General features: G+C 64.9%; 15 protein-coding genes, 1 tRNA gene, 2 rRNA genes and 1 pseudogene (1 of these 19 cut by a window edge). 8 read left to right on the top strand and 11 right to left on the bottom strand.

The annotated features are described in order from the left end of the window. Positions 1 to 104: 104 nt before the first annotated feature. Positions 105 to 2297, bottom strand: a complete 2193-nt coding sequence (locus SPHPH_RS20220) for a S8 family serine peptidase (protein WP_081668778.1) — start codon at positions 2295 to 2297, stop codon at positions 105 to 107. A 454-nt stretch (positions 2298 to 2751) separates the two neighbouring features. Here SPHPH_RS20220 and SPHPH_RS0117830 point away from each other — a divergent pair, with 454 nt between their 5' ends. From SPHPH_RS0117830 to SPHPH_RS0117810, 5 genes are all read left to right on the top strand, one after another. Then, on the top strand, positions 2752 to 3033 hold the full coding sequence (locus SPHPH_RS0117830) for a hypothetical protein (protein ID WP_028967907.1): 282 nt from the start codon (positions 2752 to 2754) through the stop codon (positions 3031 to 3033). Positions 3034 to 3122: 89 nt separating this feature from the next. Next, positions 3123 to 3641: a hypothetical protein gene (locus SPHPH_RS0117825; RefSeq protein ID WP_028967906.1), complete on the top strand. Its 519-nt coding sequence runs from the start codon at positions 3123 to 3125 to the stop codon at positions 3639 to 3641. A gap of 58 nt (positions 3642 to 3699) precedes the next feature. Further along, entirely contained in the window at positions 3700 to 4188 is a 489-nt protein-coding gene (locus SPHPH_RS20215) for a hypothetical protein (RefSeq protein WP_156026093.1), read from the top strand. Positions 4189 to 4411: 223 nt separating this feature from the next. Then, the gene (locus SPHPH_RS0117815) at positions 4412 to 4963 is read left to right on the top strand and encodes a hypothetical protein (RefSeq protein WP_028967905.1); all 552 of its coding nucleotides are present in this window, start codon (positions 4412 to 4414) and stop codon (positions 4961 to 4963) included. Between the two features lie 616 nt (positions 4964 to 5579). Next, on the top strand, positions 5580 to 11744 hold the full coding sequence (locus SPHPH_RS0117810) for an ATP-binding protein (RefSeq protein ID WP_028967904.1): 6165 nt from the start codon (positions 5580 to 5582) through the stop codon (positions 11742 to 11744). Between the two features lie 515 nt (positions 11745 to 12259). On the opposite strand, the gene SPHPH_RS0117805 is transcribed toward SPHPH_RS0117810, so the two are convergent. The 7 genes from SPHPH_RS0117805 to SPHPH_RS0117785 form a co-directional block, all read right to left on the bottom strand. Further along, positions 12260 to 13750, bottom strand: a complete 1491-nt coding sequence (locus tag SPHPH_RS0117805) for a hypothetical protein (protein WP_028967903.1) — start codon at positions 13748 to 13750, stop codon at positions 12260 to 12262. Continuing rightward, complete coding sequence (locus SPHPH_RS0117800; RefSeq protein ID WP_028967902.1) at positions 13710 to 14753, bottom strand: nucleoid-associated protein; 1044 nt, start codon at positions 14751 to 14753, stop codon at positions 13710 to 13712. Before SPHPH_RS0117800 ends, SPHPH_RS0117805 begins: the two co-directional genes overlap by 41 nt. A 292-nt stretch (positions 14754 to 15045) precedes the next feature. Continuing rightward, complete coding sequence (locus SPHPH_RS21275) at positions 15046 to 15600, bottom strand: hypothetical protein (protein WP_156026091.1); 555 nt, start codon at positions 15598 to 15600, stop codon at positions 15046 to 15048. After that, positions 15597 to 15983: a hypothetical protein gene (locus SPHPH_RS21270; RefSeq protein ID WP_238303204.1), complete on the bottom strand. Its 387-nt coding sequence runs from the start codon at positions 15981 to 15983 to the stop codon at positions 15597 to 15599. Before SPHPH_RS21270 ends, SPHPH_RS21275 begins: the two co-directional genes overlap by 4 nt. Positions 15984 to 16401: 418 nt before the next feature. After that, positions 16402 to 16533: a hypothetical protein gene (locus SPHPH_RS21720; protein ID WP_272944254.1), complete on the bottom strand. Its 132-nt coding sequence runs from the start codon at positions 16531 to 16533 to the stop codon at positions 16402 to 16404. Between the two features lie 46 nt (positions 16534 to 16579). Continuing rightward, positions 16580 to 17698, bottom strand: a complete 1119-nt coding sequence (gene mcrC, locus SPHPH_RS0117790; protein ID WP_202900678.1) for a 5-methylcytosine-specific restriction endonuclease system specificity protein McrC — start codon at positions 17696 to 17698, stop codon at positions 16580 to 16582. Positions 17699 to 17701: 3 nt separating this feature from the next. Continuing rightward, positions 17702 to 19915 carry an McrB family protein gene (locus SPHPH_RS0117785; protein ID WP_028967900.1) on the bottom strand — a complete coding sequence of 738 codons (2214 nt, stop codon included), beginning with the start codon at positions 19913 to 19915 and terminating at the stop codon, positions 17702 to 17704. 159 nt (positions 19916 to 20074) lie between these two features. Between SPHPH_RS0117785 and SPHPH_RS0117780 the strand changes: the two genes are divergently transcribed. From SPHPH_RS0117780 to SPHPH_RS21805, 3 genes and pseudogenes are all read left to right on the top strand, one after another. Beyond that, positions 20075 to 20290, top strand: a complete 216-nt coding sequence (locus tag SPHPH_RS0117780; RefSeq protein ID WP_156026087.1) for a hypothetical protein — start codon at positions 20075 to 20077, stop codon at positions 20288 to 20290. 308 nt (positions 20291 to 20598) lie between these two features. Then, positions 20599 to 20943 (top strand): annotated as a pseudogene (locus SPHPH_RS20210) (transposase family protein); the annotation flags it as partial. Between the two features lie 452 nt (positions 20944 to 21395). Then, positions 21396 to 23129, top strand: coding sequence for a recombinase family protein (locus tag SPHPH_RS21805; RefSeq protein WP_420329302.1), 1734 nt, complete (start codon positions 21396 to 21398; stop codon positions 23127 to 23129). Here SPHPH_RS21805 and SPHPH_RS0117760 read toward each other — a convergent pair. From SPHPH_RS0117760 to SPHPH_RS0117750, 3 genes are all read right to left on the bottom strand, one after another. Beyond that, positions 23086 to 23162: transfer RNA gene (locus tag SPHPH_RS0117760), tRNA-Met, on the bottom strand. The two genes, SPHPH_RS21805 and SPHPH_RS0117760, sit on opposite strands and share 44 nt — an antisense overlap. A 49-nt stretch (positions 23163 to 23211) precedes the next feature. Further along, a 5S ribosomal RNA gene (gene rrf / locus SPHPH_RS0117755) occupies positions 23212 to 23326 on the bottom strand. 128 nt (positions 23327 to 23454) lie between these two features. Continuing rightward, positions 23455 to 24802 (bottom strand): 23S ribosomal RNA (locus tag SPHPH_RS0117750); it runs 1431 nt beyond the window's last position.

The raw sequence follows: 24802 nt of genomic DNA, 5'->3' as shown, positions 1-24802 counted from the left end.
TCGTTCGCCGAGATGCACTCCGGCGGTGCGGGTCCGATGGTGGTGGTCGTTCTATGGTTGGGTTGACGCTGCCACAGGCGGCGAGCGCGCGCGCACGATCCCGATCACCGCAACACCAGCGCAACGAATCCGGCGGTGTCCTGTACGCCCGCAACGTGCCCGGCATCGAAGGCATGCGCGAGCCCGAGCCGCAGCGAGGAGGCCGGTGATAATGCGCTCGACCAGCCGAACTCGACATCCATCTCGCGTGCTGTCGGCGTCAGGTCGACGGTTGCCATCCGCGTAGCGAGCGCGCCCGTCACCAAATCGTACGTCACCGGTACCTCAACGACCGCGCGGGCACGCTCCAGCCGCAGCGGCGACGATAGCCCCAGCGTCACAGTGCCTCGCCCGAGACGATGCGCAGCGTCGATCGCGAAGGCGCTCCCGGTCATCGGGCCGGTGAAGCGCAGCAGGTCCGATCCGCCCGAGACCCGGGTCGTCGACGCGGTAGCGCGTGCCGACAGCAGGACGCCGGCAATGCTGCGGCGAGCGGTGAGCGTCGCCAGTGTGGTGCGGCCGGCGGTCAGAGCGAAGCCAGCGGCTCCGCGAAGCCCGAGCACTTGATCGCGCTCGGCAAGGTCGGTGAGCTCGACGCCCAACCCAAGCGGCGTCACGAGCGAGACGCTGCGCAACGCTGCTCGGTCGCTCCTAGAAGCGCCGGAGGCGAAACCTGCCGACCAGCCATTTGCCGTCCATGACGAGGACGTGCCAACCGGCGTGGCAATGACACCGCGCAGCGCCGAGCCGGCAATGCCACTGCCCTGCCCGACCGCGACATTCGCGCTGAGTGTCACCATCTGTCCGGCGGCCGGCGAGAAGGCGATCGTCGCCGGCCTGTTCGACCGGACGCCGCTCCATCGCCCGATCGTCGTCGACGTATAGCCCAGCCGTGCATCACCGGACCTGGCAGCCAGCCATGCCGGATCGGCGGTCCCGAGCATCGCGCCTGCCAGCAATCCCGCGCCGTGACGGCGCGGACCATTGCTGCCGGTCATCGTGAAATCACGACCATATCGGTCGAACACGATCATGCGCCCAGCCTTGTCCGACAGCTGCCCACCGCTGCCAAACGGTCCCGACAGCGTCAGCGACGAATAGCGCGCCAGCACCGTTTCGGCCGCCGCGAACGCACTGGACGGTGCCTGCGCCTTCATCGCCGCTTCGACGTTGAGCAGCCCTACGCCAACGAGCTGATCGGCACCCTTGTCGCCGAGATCGGTGGCAGTATCGAGCAGGATGCGCGAGATCGCCTTGCCGCCGAGCTGCGGCCAATATTGCTTGAGCAGTGCCGCCGCCCCGGCGATCGCAGGTGCCGCAAAGCTGTTGCCGGTCACCGTGACCAACTGTCCGTCGATGCCGGTGACCTGCACGTCGGTGGCAACAACCGCCAGCGTACGGTCGGCGAGTTCGCCGGGCAGGCCGTTGCCGCTTGGCGCCCGCAGACTGGCATCGACACGGATCCCGAAGAGGAAGTTTGCCTTGTTCTCGAACTGATCGCCGACGAGATTGCGCGTGATGGTGCCCGGGCCGGCGCTCTGATCATCAACGAAATTGGAGACCGACTGCACGAGGATGCGGTCGTTCCTGACGACATGATCCATCGCCGCGCGCTGGTCGGCGACGATAGTACCGCCGGCTACGCCGTTCAGGCTCATCGAGACGACGAAGGCGCCCTTGTCGACGGCATAGGTGATGGCAGGCGCGATGCTCATCGCGTTCGCACCGTCACCTTCCTTGATCACCGAGGTTGCGGCGACATTCTCGAGATCAGGCGCCGCGATCTTGAGCGCGAGCAGCGTCGCATCATAAGCCATACCGTGCACGCCGCTGCCGTTCCTGGCACCAAGCGCGACCGAGGCGACCTGGGTGCCATGGCCTTTCACATCGTCGAGTGCGAAGGTCACCGTCTCCGGCGCGCAGGTGGCACAGCGCGCGATTTTGTTCTCGAACGCCTTGCTGTCGGGTGAGATGCGGCCAGCAAACTCGGCGTTCCCCGTCGCGATGCCAGTGTCGATGACCGCTATCGTCACGCCCTTTCCGGTGATGCCGCGATCATAGGCATAGGCGGCCTTTGCGCCGACAACCGCGCGCGACGCCTTGTACTCGGCGCTGTCGGCCGCGCTGGGCGGTGGAGCCGGTATCGGGGGGGGCGTGGGCGCAGGCGTCGGTGCGGGTGTGCCCACCGGGGTCGAACCCGACGAGTTGACGCTGCCGCCACCGCCACACCCTGCAAGTAGCAACGCGCCCGAGATCATCGACGTCGTTTGAAGAGCGTTCCGCCACCGGCGGTTCAGTCCCGCAACCATGTGCACCCCCGTGTCCGGCGATGCCTGGCTTCCCCAGCCGGCGGCATCGCCCTGTACAAACAAGGCGATGCCGGCCCAAAAGCCGGAAGTTGAGAACTCGCGATTAGACGAGCGCGAACGCCTTTAGGCCCGAAAGCCCTGGACATACGCGTCCGCCTCCCGGCCGAAACTGGTTCGGGCCGGGCATTCGGCTACTAATCGCGGGGTTCTCACGCCCCGGTCCGCCTGCTGGCGAACCGAGCTTGTGTAGGCCGGACCGGTTAACGAACCAAGTCCTGCCGTGCCGTAACCGCGCTCGATCTGCCGCAACATGCGGCAACTCGAGCAGACCGCACCGGTATAATCACTCGGTTTTTGAGACGCTTAGCTGCTCCAGCATCGACAATCCGCTGGAGGAAAGAAAATGAAGCGACGCAAACTGCCGCAGGTATTCCGCATGGCGGCGGCTTTGCTGCTCACCACGGCTATCGCCGGACAATGGTGGCAGCGCCAGCCTGCCGGCACGATCGCTGGCTGGGTGCCGGCCATGGCCGAGGTACATTGCCCGGCAGCCGTCCGGGGTGCCGGCACCATCGCGGACAGCGCCCGCACGCTCGATCGCTGGGGCTATGCGGTGATCGGCAGCCTCGTGTTTCGTGACGACCGTGACCGCTGTCAGGCAGGTGAGAACAGCAGGCGGGGCTGAAGCGAAGCCCCTAGGATAGATGAAAATCGAAGGGGCCTGAACCGGACCGGTCGGTCCGGGGATCACGCTAATCGCAGGCGCCCTCCCCCATGCACCATACCCTCCACGACACGCTGCCGACCGCGTCAGTCGCGCTCCTGAACTATGTCCTGGCCGAACTCGGCCCCGACGATCCGTACACCTTCGCCGGCAACACCGGCTTGCCGGCCGGCGTCGAATGCCTCGAGCACAACCTCATCGTCATCGCGACGCCGATCTCCGAGCGGCTCTTCGATCACACGCTGATGCGCTGTGCCAAAGCGCGCAAGCGCGACATCGTCCTGGTCAGGCACGGCTTCCACCCCGAGGTGCTCGAGCCGGTGCGCGCCGACGTCGCGCTGCACTCGGTGACCGGGCCGATCCTCGTGCCCGACCTCGCCTTCTACCGTGACGCGGCCTCTGGCCTGCACTTGGTGCCCGCACACGCCGACCTCTTCGTCCAGGTCCGTACCCGCGGTCTCGAAGTGTCGATCCCCGCGCCTTGGAACAGCGTCGGTGAGCGAATGGCCGGGCTCGAGCGCGCCGCCGCCGAGATCGTCAGCGCCTGCCGCCGGCCCGAGCAGGGTTGAGAACAGCGAACACGAGAATGCGCCCCCGACACGGGGGATGAAACAAGGAGATACGATGATGACCACCACGACCTTCGAAGCCGCCGTCACCAGCGCCGTCGTCAAGCTGCTGCTTGGCACCCGCAAGCTGAAGCCCGGCGTCGCCATCACCGCTGGGGACGCGCTCGGTATCGAAGACCAGATCAAGATGGGTCGCCACGCGGTGGAGACCAACGCCGACGTGCTGCACCTCGCTTTTCGCACCGGCCCTGCCCCGGCACTGACCGACGTCGTCGTGTTCCTGCCGCGCGACGGCCTCTGCCACATCCAGACCGGCTGCCGCTTGTGGCTGTCCAAGGCGGGCAACCGCGGACGCGTGATGCCGCAGCCGCAGGTCCGCGGGCACTTCCGGCTGGCGCCCAGCGAGATCCTCCACATCGACGGCAAGCCCGCCGACGATCTGAACGACGGCTTGGAGCGGGCCAGCGCCTGGCTGGCGCGCCAGGTCATGCGCCCTGATGCCGTCTATGACGCTGCGCAATACCACATCTGGTCGCAGGCCGCCTGATGATGTCACTTCCGTAAGCACACGCAGCCTCGACCTAGTCGCGAGTTGATCGAAGACGATGACGCTTCCGCAGGTCTGTGCGCTACGCAAGGTACCGACATCGCAGTGTCGGCTTCGGGTTCGGTTCGAGGCAAGAAACTGGAAATAAATTGCCTCTAACGCTCGGTGCTTCGAGCGAACCGATGAAAATAGTGCGCCGAACGTCGCCAAGGAGGATAAAGACATGAAGGACACGCTTGACCACCACGGTGTCAACCACATGCTGGTATCCATCGCGCGCGAGATGGCCAAGGACACCGGCAAAAAACCCGCCGATGCCGACACGATCTTCATGGGCGGTACAACGCCGACCGAAGCCGATCAGAAGTCACTGGCAGACTTTGCGCTAGCCAAAAACTACAACATGCTTTTCTCAGCCTTTGATCCGGAGGTGATCGGGGATGGCCCCGTCACGATGCTCGCTGTCATCACAGATGGTGAGGCGAAGGCGGCGGTCCTCCCCGACGGGCGCCTCTGGAAAAAGGATCGGCGAAGCCCTGCGATAATCGTCTTCGCGGAACTGAACGCAGTGGTGCGCATGAGTACCAAGGGCCGGCTGATCGTTCGCGAGATGACGGGATCGTACCACGAGGAGGGCTTCGCGATCGCCATGGACGCGGTCCGCGCCGCCGCCGAGCGCAAGCCCGCCCATGCGCCGATCATTTCGACGATCGGAAATCTGATGATTATCATGGATGTCGAGACGATGATGATGACGACGCTTCAGGCCGTCTAAGGCTGGTCGGGGTCCCACGGCGTGGCAAACGTGGGACTTCAAGCTCCCACAAAATTGGCAGTGCTGAGGCGGAGACGGTCTTGAAGCGGGAGCTAAGTACGGCGAAGGTCAAAGCCGCAATGAATAAGCTCCCAACGGTTCTAAGACTAAGTGCGAGACGCCTCCTCGTAGCGGGGTGGCGTAGCGCCCCCCAAGGAGCGCAGCGCTGCCTCCGCTGATGCCAGTCATTTGAGCTTTTGCACCCCGGATTTGTTGCGTCAGCAGCGGGCTTTGTCATCACGGCTGGGTGTCTGAGAGTGGTGGGAAGCAGAACGGCCGCTATCCGGCGCCGATTACGACAATCGGACCTACGTTCAAGTGGCGGGAACGATCGTGACCGGCAGCCGCCCGGTCCGCGGCGCGTCTTCGTTGTCGACGGTATGCGGTTAGCTGATCTCCGTCATGACGAGGTTGGCTCGGGAGTCCAGATCATCCCCATGAGGCGCGGTTCGCCCGCGGGCGGTGCCGACCCGCTCGCGGACGAGGCCTGCCCGCGAGCGGCTTGACCGCACTTGCCTCCGCCGGGTGCCGCCGCCAGATCATGGGTATGGGCACGACTGGCACAGCTGCGAGGGGAATGAGGCCGCCGGGCGAGGGCGAGCGCGCCGCCCGGCGCGGCTACCGCCACCAAGACCGTGCCTCCGCCAGGCTCGTCTACGACGCGCTCGCAAGCCGCCAGCTGCACTGGGTGGGCCTCGCCGATCGCGGCGCGGGCGACGTCGACGACTTGGTGCTTGGACTGGCGGACGGTATCGTCGCGCACCAGTTCAAGAAATCGCTCGTTCCCTCCGGCTTCGGACTGGTGGGCCTCTTCATGGGCTCCGGCGGCGAGATCGCGAACCTCGCCGACGCCTACTCGTCACTGGTCCAGGACCACCCGGGCATGCCGGTCCGCCTGCGTTACTTCACCAACGACTACCCCTCCTCGTCCGACAGGCTGGTGCCCGGTGACGCAACGTCATCTACGGCGGCTTTCGTAGCCGAGTGGCGAGCTGAACCCGACCGCTCGCTAGCCGCTTGGCGAGCGACCCGGTGGGCGCCGGTGGTGGACGCGCTGGTCGCCGCGAGCGGGCTGGCGGACCCCGAGTTCGACGCGTTCTGGCCGCGGCTCGAGCTCGTCTCGGGCGCGGCCGCGGCTGTTCCCTTCGAGCCGGGCGGGGACGCGCGGCGCGAGCGGCAGGTGGAGGAGCTCGCCCGCGCCATCGGCACGCTCGTCGCGGACAACCCGCGAAAGGACCGCTGGGCGCGGCGCGAGCTGCTAGAGGAGGTTGGCTGGCCAGACCGCTTCGCCCTGCGCTTCGCGCACGACTTCCCGGTCGGAGCCTGGGTGCAGAGGAACTCCGCCACCGAGGCGCGGCTGTCGGCGGTCCTCGCCGCTACGAGCTCGGGTTACATTGGCCTCGTCGGCGCGCCGGGCTCGGGCAAGTCGACGTTGCTGTCTCGCGAGCTGCGCGACGATGCCACCCTGCGCGTCGTCCGCTACCTCGCCTTCTTGCCGGGAGCCGCGCAGGGCCAGGGCCGTGGCGAGGCGGACGCATTCTATCACGACCTCTCGACCCAGCTGATCGCATCCGGCCTCGAGACGGTACGGTTAAGGGACGAGGATCTCGACGCGCGTCGCGAACACTTCGAGCGCCTCGTGGCTCAGGCTGGCGATCGCTTCGCCGCGGACGGCGTGCGCACCGTCGTCGTAGTCGACGGCCTCGACCACGTTCCGCGCGAGGAGTTTCCGGCGCATTCATTGCTGGCGGCGCTGCCCCTGCCGCAGGCGGTGCCAGACGGGGTCCTGTTCGTTATTGGGACGCAGCGGCTGGATCTCCCGGGCATGCCGCCCTCCGTCCGCGAGCAGTCGGGGTCCGACGACCGACGCATCGACATCGCACCGCTCTCGCGCGCGACCATCGGTGACATGGCCGATGTGGCGCGGCTCGACCCTGAGGTCGATCGCGGCGAGCTGCACCGCGTCGGCGGCGGTCACCCGTTGGTCACCCGCTATCTGATCGAGCGGCTGCTCGTCGCGACGCCGGCGGAACGCGGCGCGTTGCTGGATGGCGAGTTGGGCGAGGGCGGCGACCTGGATGCGGTCTACCGTGCGGCGTGGCGTTGGATCGATAAGGCGCCTGACCCAGCGTCGGTCAGGAAGGTACTGGCTCTCGTCGTCCACGCGCAGGGCGAGATCGAACCCGAACTGCTCACGCGCGTGACAGGCGACGCCGCGGTCGAGGCGGCGCTCAGTGCGGTGGGTCACCTCCTGCTCGTTACCGCGCGCGGCTGGTCGGTATTCCACAACAGCTTCAGGCTCTTCGTGCGAAATCAGCCGGTCCTTCGCTTCGGCAAGGCCGACCCCGATTATGCTTCCGCGGCCCTGTACCGCCGCCTGGGCGGCCTCGTGCCCGAGGCGGCGCCCGAGAGCCCGCAGCGGTGGCTCGCGTTTCGATACGCCTTTCTGGCGGGCGACCGGGAGGCCGCCCGCGCTATTGCCACCCGCGACTACTTTGTGAGCCAGTATGTTGCGGGCCGTGGGCGCGGCGCAGTCGTTGGCGATCTGTCGGACGCCTATAGCTTGATCGCGGACAGGCCCGACCCGGCTAAGCTCTTCGAGCTGATGCTCGCCCACGACGAGATCGATCGGCGCGACTCCGTCATGGAGAGCGCGACAGCGTTGGTCGAGGCGTTGCTGGAGCTGGGCGACGTCGACAGCGCGAAAGAGCTGCTCGACGAAACCCACGAGGAGGGCGCCGAGTGGCTTGTGGTAGACGCGCTGCTGGACGATGGACGTGTCGACGAGGCGCGGCGCGTCTTCGACGCGAACGGCCCGTTTGGTGAACTGCGAGGCGGGGTGCAGCCCTCTCTGATCCATGGATTCGAAGAGAGGCTGGAGGACTGGTCCCGCCGGGCGGTTCGGCTCCTGGATGCCGAGCAGATCGAGAGGAAGCTGTCGAAGGCGGTGGCCGTCATGCCCTCGGAGGCCGGGGAGGAGCTCGACGCGGTGATCGGCCTCGCGCTCGCCAAGGCGCATATGGACGCCGACCCGAACGCCGATCTGGAAGCGGTCTGCACGAAGTGGCGGGTCGCGACAGCCGACCTGCCGACGGTTGCAATCGAGGCCGCGGACGCGAGCAGGGCCGCGGGCAACGTGGCGCGGGCAGCGTCGCTGCTCCGGTCGGCTGCCGCCGATCTTGGAATGCCGGCGCTGCACCGGTCGTGGGTGCTGTTCGCCGCGAACGTCGCTGCTCGGGTCGGCGACCGTCCCTCGGCGGAGGCGTTCCTGGCGCACGCACCCTTGCGCGGACTGGGCGAGTTGGGCTCGATCCGCGCCGATGAGCTGGAGCCCGCCTGCGAAGCCATCGCGGACGGCGTCCTCGTACGCGCGTCGCTGGGCTTCGCCCTTGACACTCCGGCCGCCCCTGCGGATCGCCTGCTTCGGGGCGTCCAGCACCACGTCGTAACAATCTCGGCAGCCATCGGCAGCGTGCGCGCTGGGGGCGCCCTGTCAGGTGCGCAGGCGCGGGGAATCGCGTCCTCGGCGCTCACATTCCTGGCGGGCGCCCGATACGGGCCTGGCGAGGACAACATGCTCGCCTTCCGGCTGCCCGGCCTCGGACGCGTCGTGCTCGGATTGCTCTACGCGCTGTGCCGCGAGGCCCGGCTGCCCGGATCGGCGGTCGCGTCCATCGTCGAGGAGCGGATCGCCGAGGGCGCTGCGTTCCGCCACTGGCCCGATTTCCGTCGAAGCAACGCGCTTGGCGCCTTTTCCATCGACCGGGACCCGGCCGCGGCCGCAGCGATCCTGGAGCGCGCCCTCGCGGATCTCGACGGCTCGGATCCACGATCTGACGTCGAGGAGCGCAGCCGCATCGCCCGGGACTTCGCGCGGACCGGCATGCCCAATCGAGCGCGCGAGCTGCTGGCTGGACTTCGCGGCGAGGCGTTCGGCGTGTTTTTGGCCGCGAAGAAGGATCCGCAGTACCAGCTGTGGGTGGACCTGCTGGAGCGGGCGAACGGTGCCGATCCTGCGGGCCGGGGCCGCCGTGCCCTCTTCGCGCTGCGCCTCGTCGATGGTCTCGAGCGGACAGAAGGCTACGACATGGCGCGGCGCATCGTCCGCCAGGTGCTCCGCGAGTGCGCGGCGGCGGACCCGGGCACCGCGCTCGCCGGCTTCGACTGGGCGATGGAGGTCGGGACGGTCTCGTGGGACGGCGCGGTTGACGCCCTTCTGCGCGGTATTGTCGCGCGCGATCCGGCCCGGTGCGGCGCGGCGCTCGCCGCTTGGTCGGCGCTTTGCTTGCCTTGGTACGCGGAGCCCCACGGTAGTACGGTCGAGACCGGCTCGTTCCTCGAGGACCTTCTCGCGGCTGCTCCCGTGGCGGAGGTCGCCGGGCTGGAGGCGGCGGCGGCTGCCGCGATCGTCGCGGTCGGCGTCCACGACACCCGGCGCGACCTGCTGCGCGCGCTCGAGACGGCGGCCGCCGCTCGCGGCGGCGGCGCGGCGGCGGGTGCCGCCAGCGCGTCGACGCCGGCGGCGGAGGTCGCGAACGAGGGTGCGGGAGACCCGGCCAACCGGCTCTACGAGGGAATAACCCGGCTTGATGAGGTTGCCCGCGCGGTCGAGGAGGAGCGCGAGTACGCGCGCAGGCGATCCGGTGGCGGCGACGACACGGCCGAACCGGCTGAGGCAGCTGAGCTGCCAAATTCCCGCGCAGCGGTGGAGCCGGCGGTACCGGCCACGTCGACCGAGCTAGCGTTGACCGTCGGGTCGGGCGGTCCGCCCGAGGCCGGCGAGCAGGCTGAATTCGCCGAGTCGGTCGAGCGATCGCCCAGCTGGAACGTCAGGCGGGCCGCTGAACGCGTGATTCGGACTGCGCGCTGGGAGGACGTGGAGGCGTTCTCGCGCCTTCACCCCGCCGTCATGGCCGACCCGCGCGTTGCGATCGCCGCGGCCGAGGTGGCGTTGGCGACCGGGCGGCGGCCCGAGGCGGAAGCGTTGCTCGCCCGGTGCGACGACCTGGATGGGGAGGGCTGGTCGTGGCCGAGTGATGGGGGCGCGCTGCGGCGGCATGAGGTCCGGCACCTGCTTGGGCTGCCGGACGCTCACGGCGAGGCGCTGCGGGAGTTCCTCTGCGACCTCTCTTCTCGCCGTCACGGGATCGCCGGCATGCTGTGGTCGGCCGATCGCATCTTACCGCTGCTGTTCGAGAACGTGCCCTGGGCCGCGCTGTGGGAGCTTCTTGAGGCGCAGCTGCGAGCCACGCGGGACTTCGCGCGCGGCGTGGCGGTCGTTCCTGTCGCCGGAGGCAACGCCGGCCCGGTGACTGACGATCGGCTCCTGGCCGAGCTTCTGGTGCGGGCTACTGTGCTGGGCGTACCAGAGCTTGAGGACGGCGCCGCGCGCGCGTCAGCAACCCTGCTTGGCGTACGGGAGGTTACCACGTTCGCCTGCGCTGTTGAGCGGCTCCTCGACCATCCGGACGGCGCGTCCGCCGCGTCGCGCCTCCTCGTCGACGCCGCTGGCGTAGCCGGCGTCCGCGCGACCTTCGCGCCGTGCGTCGCGACGCTTGCGGCTAGCGACGACTTGGCCGTCGTCGCCGCGGCGCGCCTGCTGGCCGCTCGTTGGGGACTTCCACTTCCGGTGGAGGTCCACGAGCTGCCGGCGTTCTACGATCTCGCGCTTCCGTCAAGGCGGGAACCCGGCGGATCGGGAGCGATCGGGGCGCGCGCCGACGCGCCAGTCTTCGACGATCCCTTGGGGTGGACCGACGGGTGGCAGCGCGAGGTAGGGCACATCGCCGAGGTGGCCGGCGTGTCCACGGAGCACGTTCGCCGCCGGGCGGGGCGGCTGGTGCAGGGATGGGGTGGCGCGGCCGCGTACGGATCCGCCGGAGGCAAGGAGCTTGAGGGAAGGCTGAAGCGGCTTGGCATAGGCCTGTCGTACCTGCTCCCGCACAAGCTCGCGACGCTGCGGGCGTTGCGGCACGTCGCTGCCGAGCTGCTCCACGCCGGCCGCTGGGAGCTCCTGCGTTCGCGCGACCTCCTGTTCGATTTGCATGCGGACCCGATGCGCCCGGACCTGCCCCGACCCTCGCGGCGTCCGGCGGACGTCATCCTGGCTCGTCCGCCGACCATGTGGCGCCCGGAGGAGCGACGAGCTTGGCTTGACGCCGCCGGCTCCGCTCCGGCCGCGTCGCCTGCGGGCGTGCTGGCCGAATGGCGTACGACGGCGTGCCGGGAAAGTCGGTCCGTTGCCGTGGTGGAGACGCTGTCCGCTGGCTCTCTCGCAAATCTCGGAGACGGCGGCCTGGATGACGCATTGTCAAATCTGCCCTTGATCTTCTGGTCGGGCGGCCCCTCGTTCTCCTACGACGAGATGGAGGCGCACCCGTCGCTGGTCGCGGACTTTCGGTCGCGAGATCTCGGCCGCCTTCCCGACCGGTTGCTCGTCCTGTGCCCCTACGCCGCCCTCGCCATGGGATGGCAGCGCGTGCCGGGTAGCGTCGACCGCTGGATCGACGGCGGGGGGCGGCCGATGGCTTGGACGACCTGGTGGCGGGACGGGTTGCCGCAGGCCGTCGACGAGGACGAGTTTCGGGCCGAGGGGCAGCGCGTGGAGCTGAGCGAGCTGGCCATGACGGCGTTCGCGTCGGTCCACGGCGTGGCGCCGTTGGCCTCGGCGGAGTGGCGGCGGATCGAGCCCGCCTTCGAGGAGGAGGCGACCACGGCGTTCGCGGTGGTGCCCGGCTCGTGAGAGATCGGCGCGACGATCGGCTGCATGTCGCGACGGTCCGTGTCCGCGCGTTCAGGCTGCGGAGGCCTCAAGCCGGCGGCGGCAGGGGCACGCGCTTCCTGCGAAGGCCAAAGCGGGCTTCCACAACCACGTTTGCAGTCCCACTCGATCGATCAAGGTCGAACCGGGTTTCTGCAATCACCGCTGTTAAACACGCGGCGCCGCCTTGCGGGGCGGCATTGACAGATGAATGGGCGGCCGGTTTCGACGAACGCCGGTGGTGTCGTGAGTGACCGGGTATGGCTTTCCGCGACCGGAAGCTGCCAAGTATCGCCGTCTGCGACCACATCGGTAATGTCCGCTCGCGCCAAAATTGGCCATTTCTAGCGCGTCACCTCTACCACCGACGTTTCAGCCGCACGAGACGATCGCAGATCGTAGAACTGGTCATTCGTTAGTGTGCTCAACGCGGCGAACCAGGGACGGCCGACAGTTATTTGTCGCCGGCAGGTCAGCTAGGAGCAAGCCATCTGGAATCACTTTGTCGCTGGCGTTCCGGACGAATTTATTGTCACGGCGGCCGGTCTATTGCCTCCGCCGACACGGAGAGGTTGGTGCGGAGACGTTCTGGCAGGCAAAGCTTTGACCGGGATTCTAGCCGGGGGCGTTGGGTTTGCAGTACGGTCGAGCAATGTTGTCACGCCGAACCACACCAGCACAATAATGAGCGAAAGGTAGATCAAGCCCACTAGGAACCGTGTCTCGTTATAGCTCGCCACCGCCTTTTCGATCGGTTCTTCCGCGATGTCCCGACGCTCGTTCGCCGAAATATATCCGTAGAGCGTCTGAAACCACTTAGCGCGTGCATTCCTCTGGTTGTCGAGAAAGGTTTTGTTGATCCGAACCTGAAGGCCGAACGAAACTGCGATGAAGATCGCCGCGGCAAAATAGAATCCTGCGGCGATCCCCGGCTTGGTGGTCTTACTCGCATCGCCTAACACCTTGATCACGAACGGTGCCGCGGAAACCGCAACATCCCGCCAAAGACCGCTGGTCAGGTCTTGGGCTCGCTGAGTGACCTTCTGAGTTTCGTCGATCACGGTCTTTCGGAGGTCCGCGAGCGCCTTGAGGGTCTCGCGGCTGGCGGACTGGACATGCGCCTCATAGGTCGCACGCGCAGCCTCCAATGCCTGCGCGGATATGGCCGGCAGGGCCAAGTCGGGGCGGTTCGCCCGCGCCAGCTCGAGGGCGAAAATAAGGTGGCGCACCTCGATATCCGAGCCGGTCAGGAACACCCATTCCGCACAGGCCGTAAGCTGTTCCCAGGCGTCCGTCAGCGCCGGGTCGTCGGCGCGGATGCGCAATATTGGCGGTCCCGACGCCTGGAGCCAAACAACACCCTGCTCCGTCGATGCGCTGTTCATGAGCGCACCAAGGAGCCTGCGAGCTGCCTGAATTCGCCAGCCGATGAACTCCGGCGACTCGACGGCGGGCCGCGTTGTGATCAGCCAGGGCGAGAGATCGTCGACCACCTCACGATCGGGCACATAGTCCTTGACCAGCTTGCGCGGGCTGATCGGCACGGTCTGCGGCGGCGGCGTGATTGCCGTGCCGAGATCCCATACGGCAACGTCCAGTCCGCGCGCCTGGAATATCGCCCGCGAGTCCATCTCCGCGGACAGGACACGCCCCGAGACAGCCTGCGACTCAAGGTATTCAGCCGCTGTCGCCGCGAACAGAAAGGCAATAGCGCCATCGACGGCGGGCTTGACGATCGTCAGTTGGACCGTGCGTGCTGGATCGAACGCCTCACTGGCGTCGATATCGCCGCCGATCTCGGCGTCATAGATCTGCACCGAGCGAAACGGCGCGGGAACCGCCTCGTGAAACGCGATCCACTGCGCCTGCTCATCGACTGACCCGAAGGTGCCGCGCAGGACCAAGCTGTCGACGCGCTCGTCGACGGCGCCGGCCCGCGCGGCGAACTCACGCGCGAGGTCTATTAGAGGTTTCAAGGTCGTAGTCATCGATGGTGATCTGGTCTTTGATGGTGATCTCGCCCTTCGCGCGGTCCACCTTCACGATCGAAGCCTGCAAGTCGACCGGGAAGGTCAGCCGGATGCCACTCACCGTTTCAACGCGCCGGTTGCGGGGCGCAGGCACGGCACCCTGCTTGAGCACGAATGACTCGCCCGACATACCCTCGCGTTTGAGATGGTTTTTGAGGTCCGCAAGAACCGGGCTATCGTCGGGTAGCGGCCCGACGATGCTCTTGAACCAGTCCTCGATCTTCTCGCCATTGACGGAGCCGCCGGACTGGCTTGCATCGTAGAGACGTTTCGACAGCGTGGCGACGGTGTCGGGCGGCAGCTTGTCCTTATGCTTGCGCGCGATCGTGCGCGTGACGTCGATCAGCTTCTTGGTCAGCTCGTCCTCGGTTCGCATCCGGCGGACACCGAGGAACTGCTCGAAATAGGCGGCCGGCCGCTGCGGGTTTTGCCGGTCGACGACGCACACCTCGTCCTGCTCACTTCCGAGCCGGACGAGCGCGGCCTTCTGCAAAGCGTTGCGGTTCTGGACGAAGGTGCGTTCAATCTCGCCAAATGTCGGTTTTGGCTTGCCTGACTGGCCATCAGCGATGGCGTAGCTCAGCACCTTTTCGTCCTCGAACTTCAGGAGGGCGAACAGCGGTCCCGACTGGCAACGGAGAACGAAGAGTAGGAAGGCGCCAACGGCCGAGCTACCGCGATGGCCCTGGTCGAAAGCCTCGGCGAGCTGCTCGCTTTCTTCCTGAAAGGCACTCGCGTCGCTATCGATGCGCGCGAGTTTGGTCCGCACGGCGGCGTCGCTTAGGAACGTGTAACGGTTGCCGCTGTTGATGGACCTAATACGGCTGAGAAAGAACGAAGCATGGGGCGTCGCGTCGAACGCCGCCAGGAGCTGAAAATGCTCCGGTCCCGGCCCGACGATATGAAACACGCTCTGTTCGATCGTCAGGGACTCGAGCTCATCGTTTGACAAGAATGCCATTGGTCCTCCCCAGGACATATGTAGAACATAGGCCGAGAAGCCGCAACGACCGACGCTAGCAAACATGCCATTGCCGCTTGCAGATGGGAATGGCGGCTTCGTCCAACATTCGCCCGTTCAGCGCGGCAGTCCGCGACTGCTGAAAAGCCCAACCCAACAGGATTAATGAGCGTCCGCTTTCGGGGAGTGCCCTAGGTGCCCTGAGTGACTGAATATGGGTCGAGCCGGCTAGCGGGCTGAGATCGGCTTCAATTGACCCTGTGAAGCGACTTTAGCAGCCAGAACGCCATCCTCATAGATATTGAAAAGATGCCGCGAGTTGCCCTTCCAGTGTAGCGATGTCTTTTCCACTGACAAACCTGACAATACCACCGCTCTCCGCCAAAATCCTTTCACGACGAGATGTCGCGAGAGCCTCAGGTGTTACAAGAACGAGTCCATCGGCGGGTTCGGCTACAAGTAGAGCGCGCAGCTCACGTCCGGTCACAGCCTCAGGATGCGTCTTGGCCTCGACGAGGAACGTCTTTCCAGCAACGCTCACTTTGAAATCGGCCTTGTCAGGAATATCTCGAACGTCAGTGTTGACAGGACCTGCTTGTCGAAGCGCGGCTTGTACGACCGCTTCGTAAGCTAGATACTCCGCAAGAGCGTTTGATAAGGCTTCCGGACTGCTCTGACGTCTTAGCAGATATTCGGATTTACCGCCTGGCAAGGTGACCTTCAGATTGCGAGTTCCAAACAAGAAAAATCCGTTTGGCAGATAGTCTAGTGCTCTCTTCGCGAGTAGCGACGCGACCGAAGCAAGCAGGGGGGGCGCAACCGTCGCTAGGAATCCAGAGACGCTCATCGTCTATCCTTCAGGTAAGTGAGATAAACGCTGCTAACGTATAGCGCGGCACCAATGGCAGCGTGGACCGGTACATGGATTATAGTTAAAACTTTATTAGGCGGCTGTACGGACAGGAAGAAAGATACACCCCATAATAGAAGAAAGATAAACAGAATAATCAAGACAAGCTGTACAAAATCATGATCTTCGTAGTAGGCTACTTTATTTCCTTGGCCTGATGCCACGACCTTGCGGCGTTTTACACGCGTCAATGGCACTAAGAATGAAAGTGCAGCCACGCAGAGGGTCGGGCCAACAAACTCAAAGACATCTTTCTGCAAAAGAAAGCGGACGCCCATCTCGAAAAAGACAAGCAGCAGCGGAAATATGCCCACTAGCACCCGGTGCAACTCATTTCCTCCAGATCAATAGTTCCTGCCGCTCTCGGCGTACAGCGCGCCGAACGCGCCCGCAAGCGGAAGGCATGAGGAGAAGGCGGCTGACCAGCCGCGTCGCGATCGTGGAAAAGGCCTTTCTCCTCTCGATGGTCCAGGCAAGAGCGGGTCGGAGGTTACGAAACCAACTTTGCGGAAATTTCGCGCTCAAGCAGGTCTGCACAATGATGAACTGGGTCGAACGAGGTCGGTGCAGATGAATGGGCGTCTGAAGATGGGAACGGTAAGGAAGCCGCCGAACGATTGTTTTTGGGTCGAATGCGCTGGAGGCTGGGGCGAGAGCCACTCTCATGGGTGGCAAGAGAGAAGCCGATTAGAAGATGGCACAGTCAATCGCTTGAAACTAGCGTGCGGAGAGCGGAAATCAGCCTTGTGTGATGACCACAGTCTCAGGGTCGAACGTCAGTTCCTCGTAGCCGGCACTGGCAAGCTCGCTACCATTCAGGTCATCTGCGTCGGCGTCCACGCCGTCGTCGTTCTCAGCGAACAGTACCACGGCCTTTCACCACCCTTTGTGCTCTCATACCGCTCGTGCGAGCGGTTCAGTCTGGATTGGTTGCTGCCGGCCCGCGCACCGCATCCAGCAGAGACTTGCGCAGCTCTGCCGACCGCAGGGAGAGGTCCACCGCCACGAACCGCAGGCGGTGGTCCTGGATGGTGACGGCCTCGTCCATCACCTCGTCGACGGCAGGATAGAGCAGGATGCCTTCTGCCGCGTCGGCGACGTCGTCGCCGTTCCCGGCCTGTGATCGCAGGTACGCGTAGATCTGGTAGATGTGGCCGCTGTCGAAACCGGAACCCCCGTACTGCCGTGGCTTGAGCGCGTTCGTGAACTTGGTGTCGACGACGATGCGCCGCGATCCCCGCTCGAGGACGATGTCGGCGGTCATAGACGGGAGGCGGCCGGTCATCCCTGATGTCGGTTGCTTGGCCTGCCAGTAGAGGGACTTTTGTGCATTCACGCGCCAGCCATCCCGCCCGTGAAGCTCGTGTCGGTACAGGCCAGCGACGGCCTTTTCGAAGATGATCCTGAGCAGTGTCTCGTCTCGCTGAAGCCTCGTTGCGTAACCATCGTCGCCAGCCTCGCTGGGCAGTACCAGGTCCAGCGCCAGCCGCGAGGCAGCCACCATCAGCCTGTCGTCGGAGTCGTGCCGCGCGATGCGGTCTCGGGACATCTCTGCCCGCGTCGGCAACGCCGTGACCACCCCGGCTGCCGCAAGCACGCCGGCCAGCTGTCGGCAGTCCGCCGCCAGATCCGAGTTGTGTACGCGCCGCGACATCTGCTCCAGCGCCACCCTTACGAGCCTATTGCGCGGAGTGTTCTGCGTCAGGTCCTGGTAGCGGCACATCACCATACCGCGGCGAAGCAGCATGCCGCGTTCCGTCTGCAGCCAGTCGATGCGGCCACGCACCCGCGGGAGCGCCTCCCGCCGGTCGACGTATCCGCGCGACAGGCTGCGTCTGAGCCTTCGCTCCACGACGACGGTGAGCAGGCGGGCCAGCAGATCGTTGAGCTCCGCGTCTCCATCCACCCCCGCCTCGAGTGCCTCCCCGAAGCCGGCGAGGTCGGACGCGTAGACGAGCAGCATCCAGAGATTGCGGACGGGAATGCCGACATGGCTGCGCCATGCCGCACCGGTTCCTACCGCGTGCGCGTCCACCGTTTAGAGACCGGCCAGCAGCTTGCTGATGTGGTTCTCCGCCTCATCGGGCCGGTCGTACCAATACTCACGCAGCAGCGGCCCGACCTCGGCGTCGACGGTCTCGATAAACCAGTCCCGCCAGTCCTCGTCGGCGGGCCCCGGTGCCGCGAGTGGCGTCACGAAGCTGTGCCCCACCTGGAACTGCTCGCCAAGGGTGCGGTCGTCGGTGATCGCGTCGTTGAGGGCCCCCAGCCGCGCCGCGATTCCGTCGACGATTTCCGGGGAACATCCCATGCCAGTCGTCCAGGAGCGCCACGCCTTGTTCAGCGAAGGCTTCAGAGAGATAAAGGCAAACCGCCGGCGCAGTGCAAGGTCGACCAGCGCGAGCGACCTGTCCGCGAGGTTCATGGTGCCAATGATGTAGAGGTTCTCCGGAACGTGCACGCGTTCCCCGACAGTGCGGGGGTAGGTCAGACGGAGCGCCTCGGCCGGGCTGCGCTTGCTGTCCTCGATCAGCGTCAGCATTTCGCCGAGGATTTGGGCCGGATTGCCCCGGTTGATCTCCTCGATGACGATCACGAATGGCCGTGTAGGTTCCGCGCGGGCGGCGGAGACCGCGTCGAGTAATACGCCGTCGGCGAGCTGCAGCCCGCCAGCGCCGTCGGGTCGCCAGCCGCGCACGAAGTCCTCGTAGGAGAGCGAGGGCTGGAACTGAACAGCGGTTAGCCGTTCGGGATCGCGGGCGCCGAGCAGCGCGAAGCCGAGCCTCTTGGCGAGCCAGGTCTTGCCCGTGCCGGGAGGCCCCTGGAGGATTAGGTTCTTCTTGCGGCGCAGGAGTTCGACCGCGGCCACGACGGCATCACGCTCCATGAAACAACCATCGGCGATGATGTCGTCCGGTCCATAGGATGGCGTCTGGCCGCGTGATTGCGGTTGCAGTTCCGGGGTGGCGGCAGGTTGCTCGACGGCCGCATCTTCCTGCGGCTCGATGATCCAGCGCTCCTCAAAGTCGTCGGGCAGCGCGGCGGCATAGTCTTCCCCGTCCTCCGTCAGGCTGACGCGGCCGCCGCCCGGCCCTTCCTCGACCTGGACGAGGCCGGCGATCTTCGCCCAGGCGAAGATGTAAGATCCGGGCTGCGTGGACGTCCACGTCGGGACGAGGTCCTTCAGCCTCGTCGAGATGTCGATGGGGCGGAGCTTGGCCGGCTCCCGCTGGACCATCCGGAGGAGATGTCCCATCCCGAAGACGCGCCCGATCAGCGGTCCTCTGAGCACATTTGTCGGTTCTGAGGCCGTCAGCATCTCCTGTCCGCGTTCGGTCGGTCGGTAGGTGCTGCCCTCCAGCCGTAGAAGCCCTAAACCGCCCATCGCCTGCGAGATCATGTTGCCGGCGGAGCTGGCGTTCAGCTGGGTCGCCTCGCCGAGGATGATGCCTACGAGATCCTCGCGGTTGATGCCCTGTTCGGCCTCGCGGACCATGGCCATGAGCAGGGGGACGTTGTCCTTGACGCAGGCGAGGCTGCGCCGCTGGGCATTTGCGGGCAGGAGCGAGAAGGCAGGCACGGCGTTCGCCCGCCTGTCGGTGGTCTGGGTGGCGACGGCGCCTTTGTCGGGCGTGTTCGCGAACTCCTCCCACAGGAACCAGGCGAACATGGACTGCTCGACTTCGCCAACGACATCGGACGCCCGACCCAGCGCGTCACGCAGCTTCGCCTTGATCGACGGATGCTGGGCCATGAAGTCGCCGGACAGACGCTGCGCGCCAAGGAGGCGCTGCGCGGCCCACACCCGGGGTGCGTCCATTAGACACGTCACGTCGCCGGGGAACATCGCGGCCAGCATCCGCGCAAGCCGCGCCTTGGGTCGACGTGGCGTGTAGCGTGGGTGCACCTGCGTTAGAACGCTCTGGTAGAGATCGTCCAGCGCTGCGCCGCGCTGGTCGAGCGGCAGACCTTCGATCGAGCCGCGCGCCTGGAATAGGACGGCGGCAAGGCTCCTGTCGTTGTAGGCGCTGACGAGGGTGACCGACTGGCCTGGGCCGATGCTGGACACGGAGGGATCGTCCCAGAGGATCTGTTGGAACTTCGGGTGCGACCACGTCTTCTCGTCCGCCTCCTGCACGGTGCGTACCTGCTGGACGTAGGCGTCCCGCCAGGACGACCAGTCCGTGTCCAGCATGGTCCGGAACCGCCCGTCGAAGAGCTTGGTGAGTTCCGATGCGGAAGTTTCGGTCACAGGTTGCTCCAGGTCTATTCTGCCGTCTGTTCACAGCCTACGAGCCTGCTGCGGTACGGGGAAGCGGGTCGTTCCAGACGAGAACTTGAAGTGTAAATAACGACCGTGTCGGCAATGGACCGGTAGCGGGCTATGCTCAGCCGAGGAATGGAGGATGAATTGGTTTACCTGAAGGACCTGCGGGTCAGCGACCTCGAGACGTCCGCACGAGATATATACGACCTGACGCTCGGGTTGCGCGGCATCCGCGACACGGCCGATCGTGGTGGTCACGAAAGGCTGATGTCCGAGGCGGCGCGTTGGATCGCAGCGGCCGAAGCTCTTCGTGACGACATCCTCACCTCGCTCGAAAGCGAGCGAAGTTCCAACGTCTAATTGGACGCTGGTCGAGGCTGCAAGACTAATGCCGAGCACGTTGTCACCCCGTTTTATACCTTTGATGGGAACGTCGGAAGGCGGTGACTGATCATCTCGCGCGCTTCCGCCAACTTTGGGGTGCGGCCGCGGGCGCTGGCAGCGTGACGCGACCGTCTTTTTACGACGGCTCGATGGATTTCTTTGGACCGGGCCCTGCGGCGGGGCAAAGGCTGGCGCGTCTGCTGATCCTCCCGCGTTGCTTCCAGAGTCAGGACCCGTCGATGAGGGCGTGGCGGTGCGATTCAGGCTCCGCAGCGAAACCATGGATGAGCGACCTGTACTGGTTGACTGATGAGCAGATGGCGCGCCTGAAACTGTATCTCTCCAAAAGCCATGGCAAGCTGCGGGTCAATGACTGACGGATGCTCAGTGGCATCATTTTCGTCGATCGCAACGGACTGCGCTGGTGTGACGCACCGATCGCGTATGGTCCGCGGAGGCGCTGGGGTGAACGGCGGGTCTTCCTCCGCACCATGAAAGGTCTCGCAGCAGCAGAGACCGCGCCAGAGACGGCGATGATTGATGCGATTTACCTGAAGGCGCACCGCACGGCATCGAGCCTGGAAAAAAGGAATTTCGGCCGCCTGATCGGCTGCGGCGACGGTTCAATCCGGCGCTCGGCCTTTTGATGCGCCGACATTCGTGATTGATCTTCCCCAAACCGACTTCAAAGCGGCGTTTTGGTAGATGAACCAATGTCCGAACCTGGAGAGGCCAAAACGCCCGCCGAAGGGCGGGAAGTGGGTCACTGCGGCCGACAGAGGTAACCGGCGGCAGGGTGGGAACCTTGTCCGGGCGTCTTTCTATGGCAATTCGTCCGCAGCTTATTAGCAATCGGCAACCAATACCGAGTTGAGAGAAGCTGCAACCATGTGGGCAGGTTGGAGACGCTGTGGCTTAGCGCTTTCCACGTGTCCTGCATGCCGGGCAAGCCATCTCCCCTGCTGCACGAACACGCCATCGCGCTCGCGCGCCTGCTGGCGCGCGACATCGCGCGGTCACACCACGCCCAGCGCAGCGCCGCAGGCGGAAAAACGAAAGAACCTAGCCCTCTTTCGGAAGCATGATGGAGATTGCAGGAGGAAAGACGATGCGCTGCGCGGTTTATACGCGCTTTTCGACGGACAAGCAGGACATGCTGTCGATCGAGACGCAGCTGATGATGTGCCGGCGCGAGATCGAGCGGCAGGGATGGCGCGAGGTGGCGTGCTTCACGGATGCCGCGGAGTCGGCTGCGACGCTGCATCGTCCCGGCATGCAGGCGCTGCTGACCGCGATCCAGGCGGGCGACATCGACATCGTCTTCGCCGACGCGATGGACCGGCTGTCGCGCAGCCAGGCGGATATCGCCTCGCTATTCGAACGGCTGCGCTTCCGCGGCATCATCCTGGCGACGCGCAAGGAAGGCGTGGTCACTCCGCTGCACATCGGCATGATGGGGACGATCAACGCCGAGCAGTTGAGCGCGACCAGCGATAAGACCCGCGACGCGCTGGTGCGGCGTCATGCGATGGGCCGCAACCCGGGCGGCTCGGCCTATGGCTATGAAACCCGGGTGGCCTATGACGGCAACGGCGAGCGGATCCGCGGCCTGCAGCAGATCGTCCCCGCAGAGGCGGCCGTAGTGGTGCGGATTTACGAGGATTACGCCGCCGGGCTGTCGCCGATCGCCATCACGCGGCGCCTCAATGCCGAGGGAGTCCCCTCCCCGCGCGGCGGACAGCCGGGCAAAGGCAGGATCAAGCTGGCCGCATGGACGCCCAACACGCTGACCGGCAACGCCGCACGCGGCACCGGCATCCTCAACAACCAGCTGTACATCGGGCAGCGCCCGTACGGGAAGCAGACCTACCGCAAGAACCCCGACAGCGGGAAGCGCCACGCCTTCATCAACGGCGCTGACGCCGCCAAGAGCCTTGCCCCCGCCCCAGACCTTCGCATCGTACCAGACGCGTTGTGGCAAGCCGTGAAGGTGCGGCAGGCAGCCCTTGCGCGTGGCCCTCGTACGGCACCGGCCGCCCCTGCCCGGCCCTTTTTCGCCCAGCAGCGACCGAAGTACCTGCTGACAGGGAAGATGACGTGCGGCGTCTGTGGTGCGAGCTACGCCAAATCCGGACAGCATCGCTTCGGCTGCCAGGGCGCGGCAAAGAAGGGCCCGACCTGGTGCGACAACCGTCTGACGATCCGGCAGGATGCGCTCGACGCTCGGGTGCTGAAAGGCCTCATCACCGCCATGCTGCGCGACGACGTGGCCGCGGCATTCCTTGAGGAATATGCAGTAGAGACCCGCCGGCTTGAGGAGGCCAGCATCACCACGCGCCCCGAGCATGAGGCAGAACTCACCGAGGTCGACCAGCAGATCATGCACGCCAAGACCGCAATCCTTAAGGGCGTGGATCCGGCGTTGTTCGTCGACGAGTTGCAAAGGCTGGGCACGCGACGTACCGTGCTGATCGACGCGCTCGCTGCCGCCGAGCGTCCGGAAGAAGCCGAGTCGCTGCTCCATCCGGATCTCGGCCGCATCTATCGGGAGAAGGTCACAAAACTCACTGACGCCTACGAGGACGAGGCGCTGCGGGCACAAGTATTCGAGCGCATCCGCGCGCTTATCGAAGCGGTGGTGCTAACGCCCGAGGGCGGGAACCTGACGATCGAACTGCGCGGCGAGCTGGCGTCGATGCTGGAGCTGACCGGAAGCGAACACATGCAAAACGCCCCGGAAGCGGTGGCTTCCGAGGCGTTGCAAATCAAGATGGTTGCGGGGACAGGATTTGAACCTGTGACCTTCAGGTTATGAGCCTGACGAGCTACCGGGCTGCTCCACCCCGCGCCGAGGTGAGTGTTTGTGGATGGGTTCTTGTGTTTGTGCGAGCTGCAATGCCTGGCGGCGACCTACTCTTCCATCGCTTGAGCGATAGTACCATTGGCGCAGAGGGGTTTCACGTCCGAGTTCGGGATGGGATCGGGTGGTTCACCGACGCTATGGCCACCAGGCAATGGAGCCTGCACAAAGTGTCATCCCCGGCCTGTGAAGGCTGGGGAGACGGGTTCAAATCGATGCACTGTTTTACTGGCTGTGAGTGATCACCCTGCATCCAACGCTGTTGTTGGGGGTGTGTGCTCTCAAGCGCGAATAGGACGATTAGTATCGGTTAGCTTCACGCGTTACCGCGCTTCCACATCCGATCTATCAAGGTCGTGGTCTCCGACCGTCCTGTGAAATCTTATCTCGAGGGAGGCTTCCCGCTTAGATGCTTTCAGCGGTTATCCCGTCCGTACATAGCTACCCTGCTGCGCCGTTGGCACGACGACAGGTACACCAGAGGTACGTTCAACCCGGTCCTCTCGTACTAGGGTCAACTCCTCTCAAATTTCGACGCCCACGGCAGATAGGGACCAAACTGTCTCGCGACGTTCTGAACCCAGCTCACGTACCACTTTAATTGGCGAACAGCCAAACCCTTGGGACCTGCTCCAGCCCCAGGATGTGATGAGCCGACATCGAGGTGCCAAACAACCCCGTCGATATGAGCTCTTGGGGGTTATCAGCCTGTTATCCCCGGCGTACCTTTTATCCGTTGAGCGATGGCCCTTCCACGAGGGACCACCGGATCACTATGACCGACTTTCGTCTCTGCTCGACTTGTCAGTCTCGCAGTCAGGCGGGCTTATGCCATTGCACTCTAACAGCCGGTTTCCAACCGGCCTGAGCCCACCTTCGCGCGCCTCCGTTACTCTTTAGGAGGCGACCGCCCCAGTCAAACTACCCGCCACAGAGGGTCCCTGTACCGGTTTCACGGTACGAGGTTAGACAATAGACAACAACAGGGTGGTATTTCACCTGTGGCTCCACACCGGCTGGCGCCAATGCTTCAAAGCCTCCCACCTATGCTACACAGTTCTTGTCCACTGCCACTCTGAAGCTGCAGTAAAGGTGCACGGGGTCTTTCCGTCTAACCGCGGGTACTCCGCATCTTCACGGAGAATTCAATTTCGCTGAGCATGTCCTGGAGACAGTGGGGAAGTCGTTACGCCATTCGTGCAGGTCGGAACTTACCCGACAAGGAATTTCGCTACCTTAGGACCGTTATAGTTACGGCCGCCGTTTACCTGGGCTTCATTTCAGAGCTTGCACCCCTCCACTTAACCTTCAGGCACCGGGCAGGCGTCAGGCCCTATACGTCGTCTTGAAGCCGACTTAGCAGAGCCCTGTGTTTTTGCTAAACAGTCGCTACCCCCTGGCCTGTGCCCCCCATGAGAGCTTGCGCTTACATGGGGCCTCCTTCTTCCGAAGGTACGGAGGCAATTTGCCGAGTTCCTTCAGGACACTTCTCTCAAGCGCCTTGGTATACTCTACCAGACCACCTGTGTCGGTTTCGGGTACGGTCTATACGGTGGGGCTATTTCCCGGGACAGTTTCGAAGCCAGCTCAATCCGTTAAGAGCTGACAACACACACCATCCGTCACAC

Source organism: Sphingomonas phyllosphaerae FA2, assembly GCF_000427645.1.
GTDB classification, from domain to species: domain Bacteria; phylum Pseudomonadota; class Alphaproteobacteria; order Sphingomonadales; family Sphingomonadaceae; genus Sphingomonas; species Sphingomonas phyllosphaerae.
The sequence above is the reverse complement of the archived record's forward strand: the minus strand, read 5'-3'. Positions and strand labels throughout refer to the sequence as shown.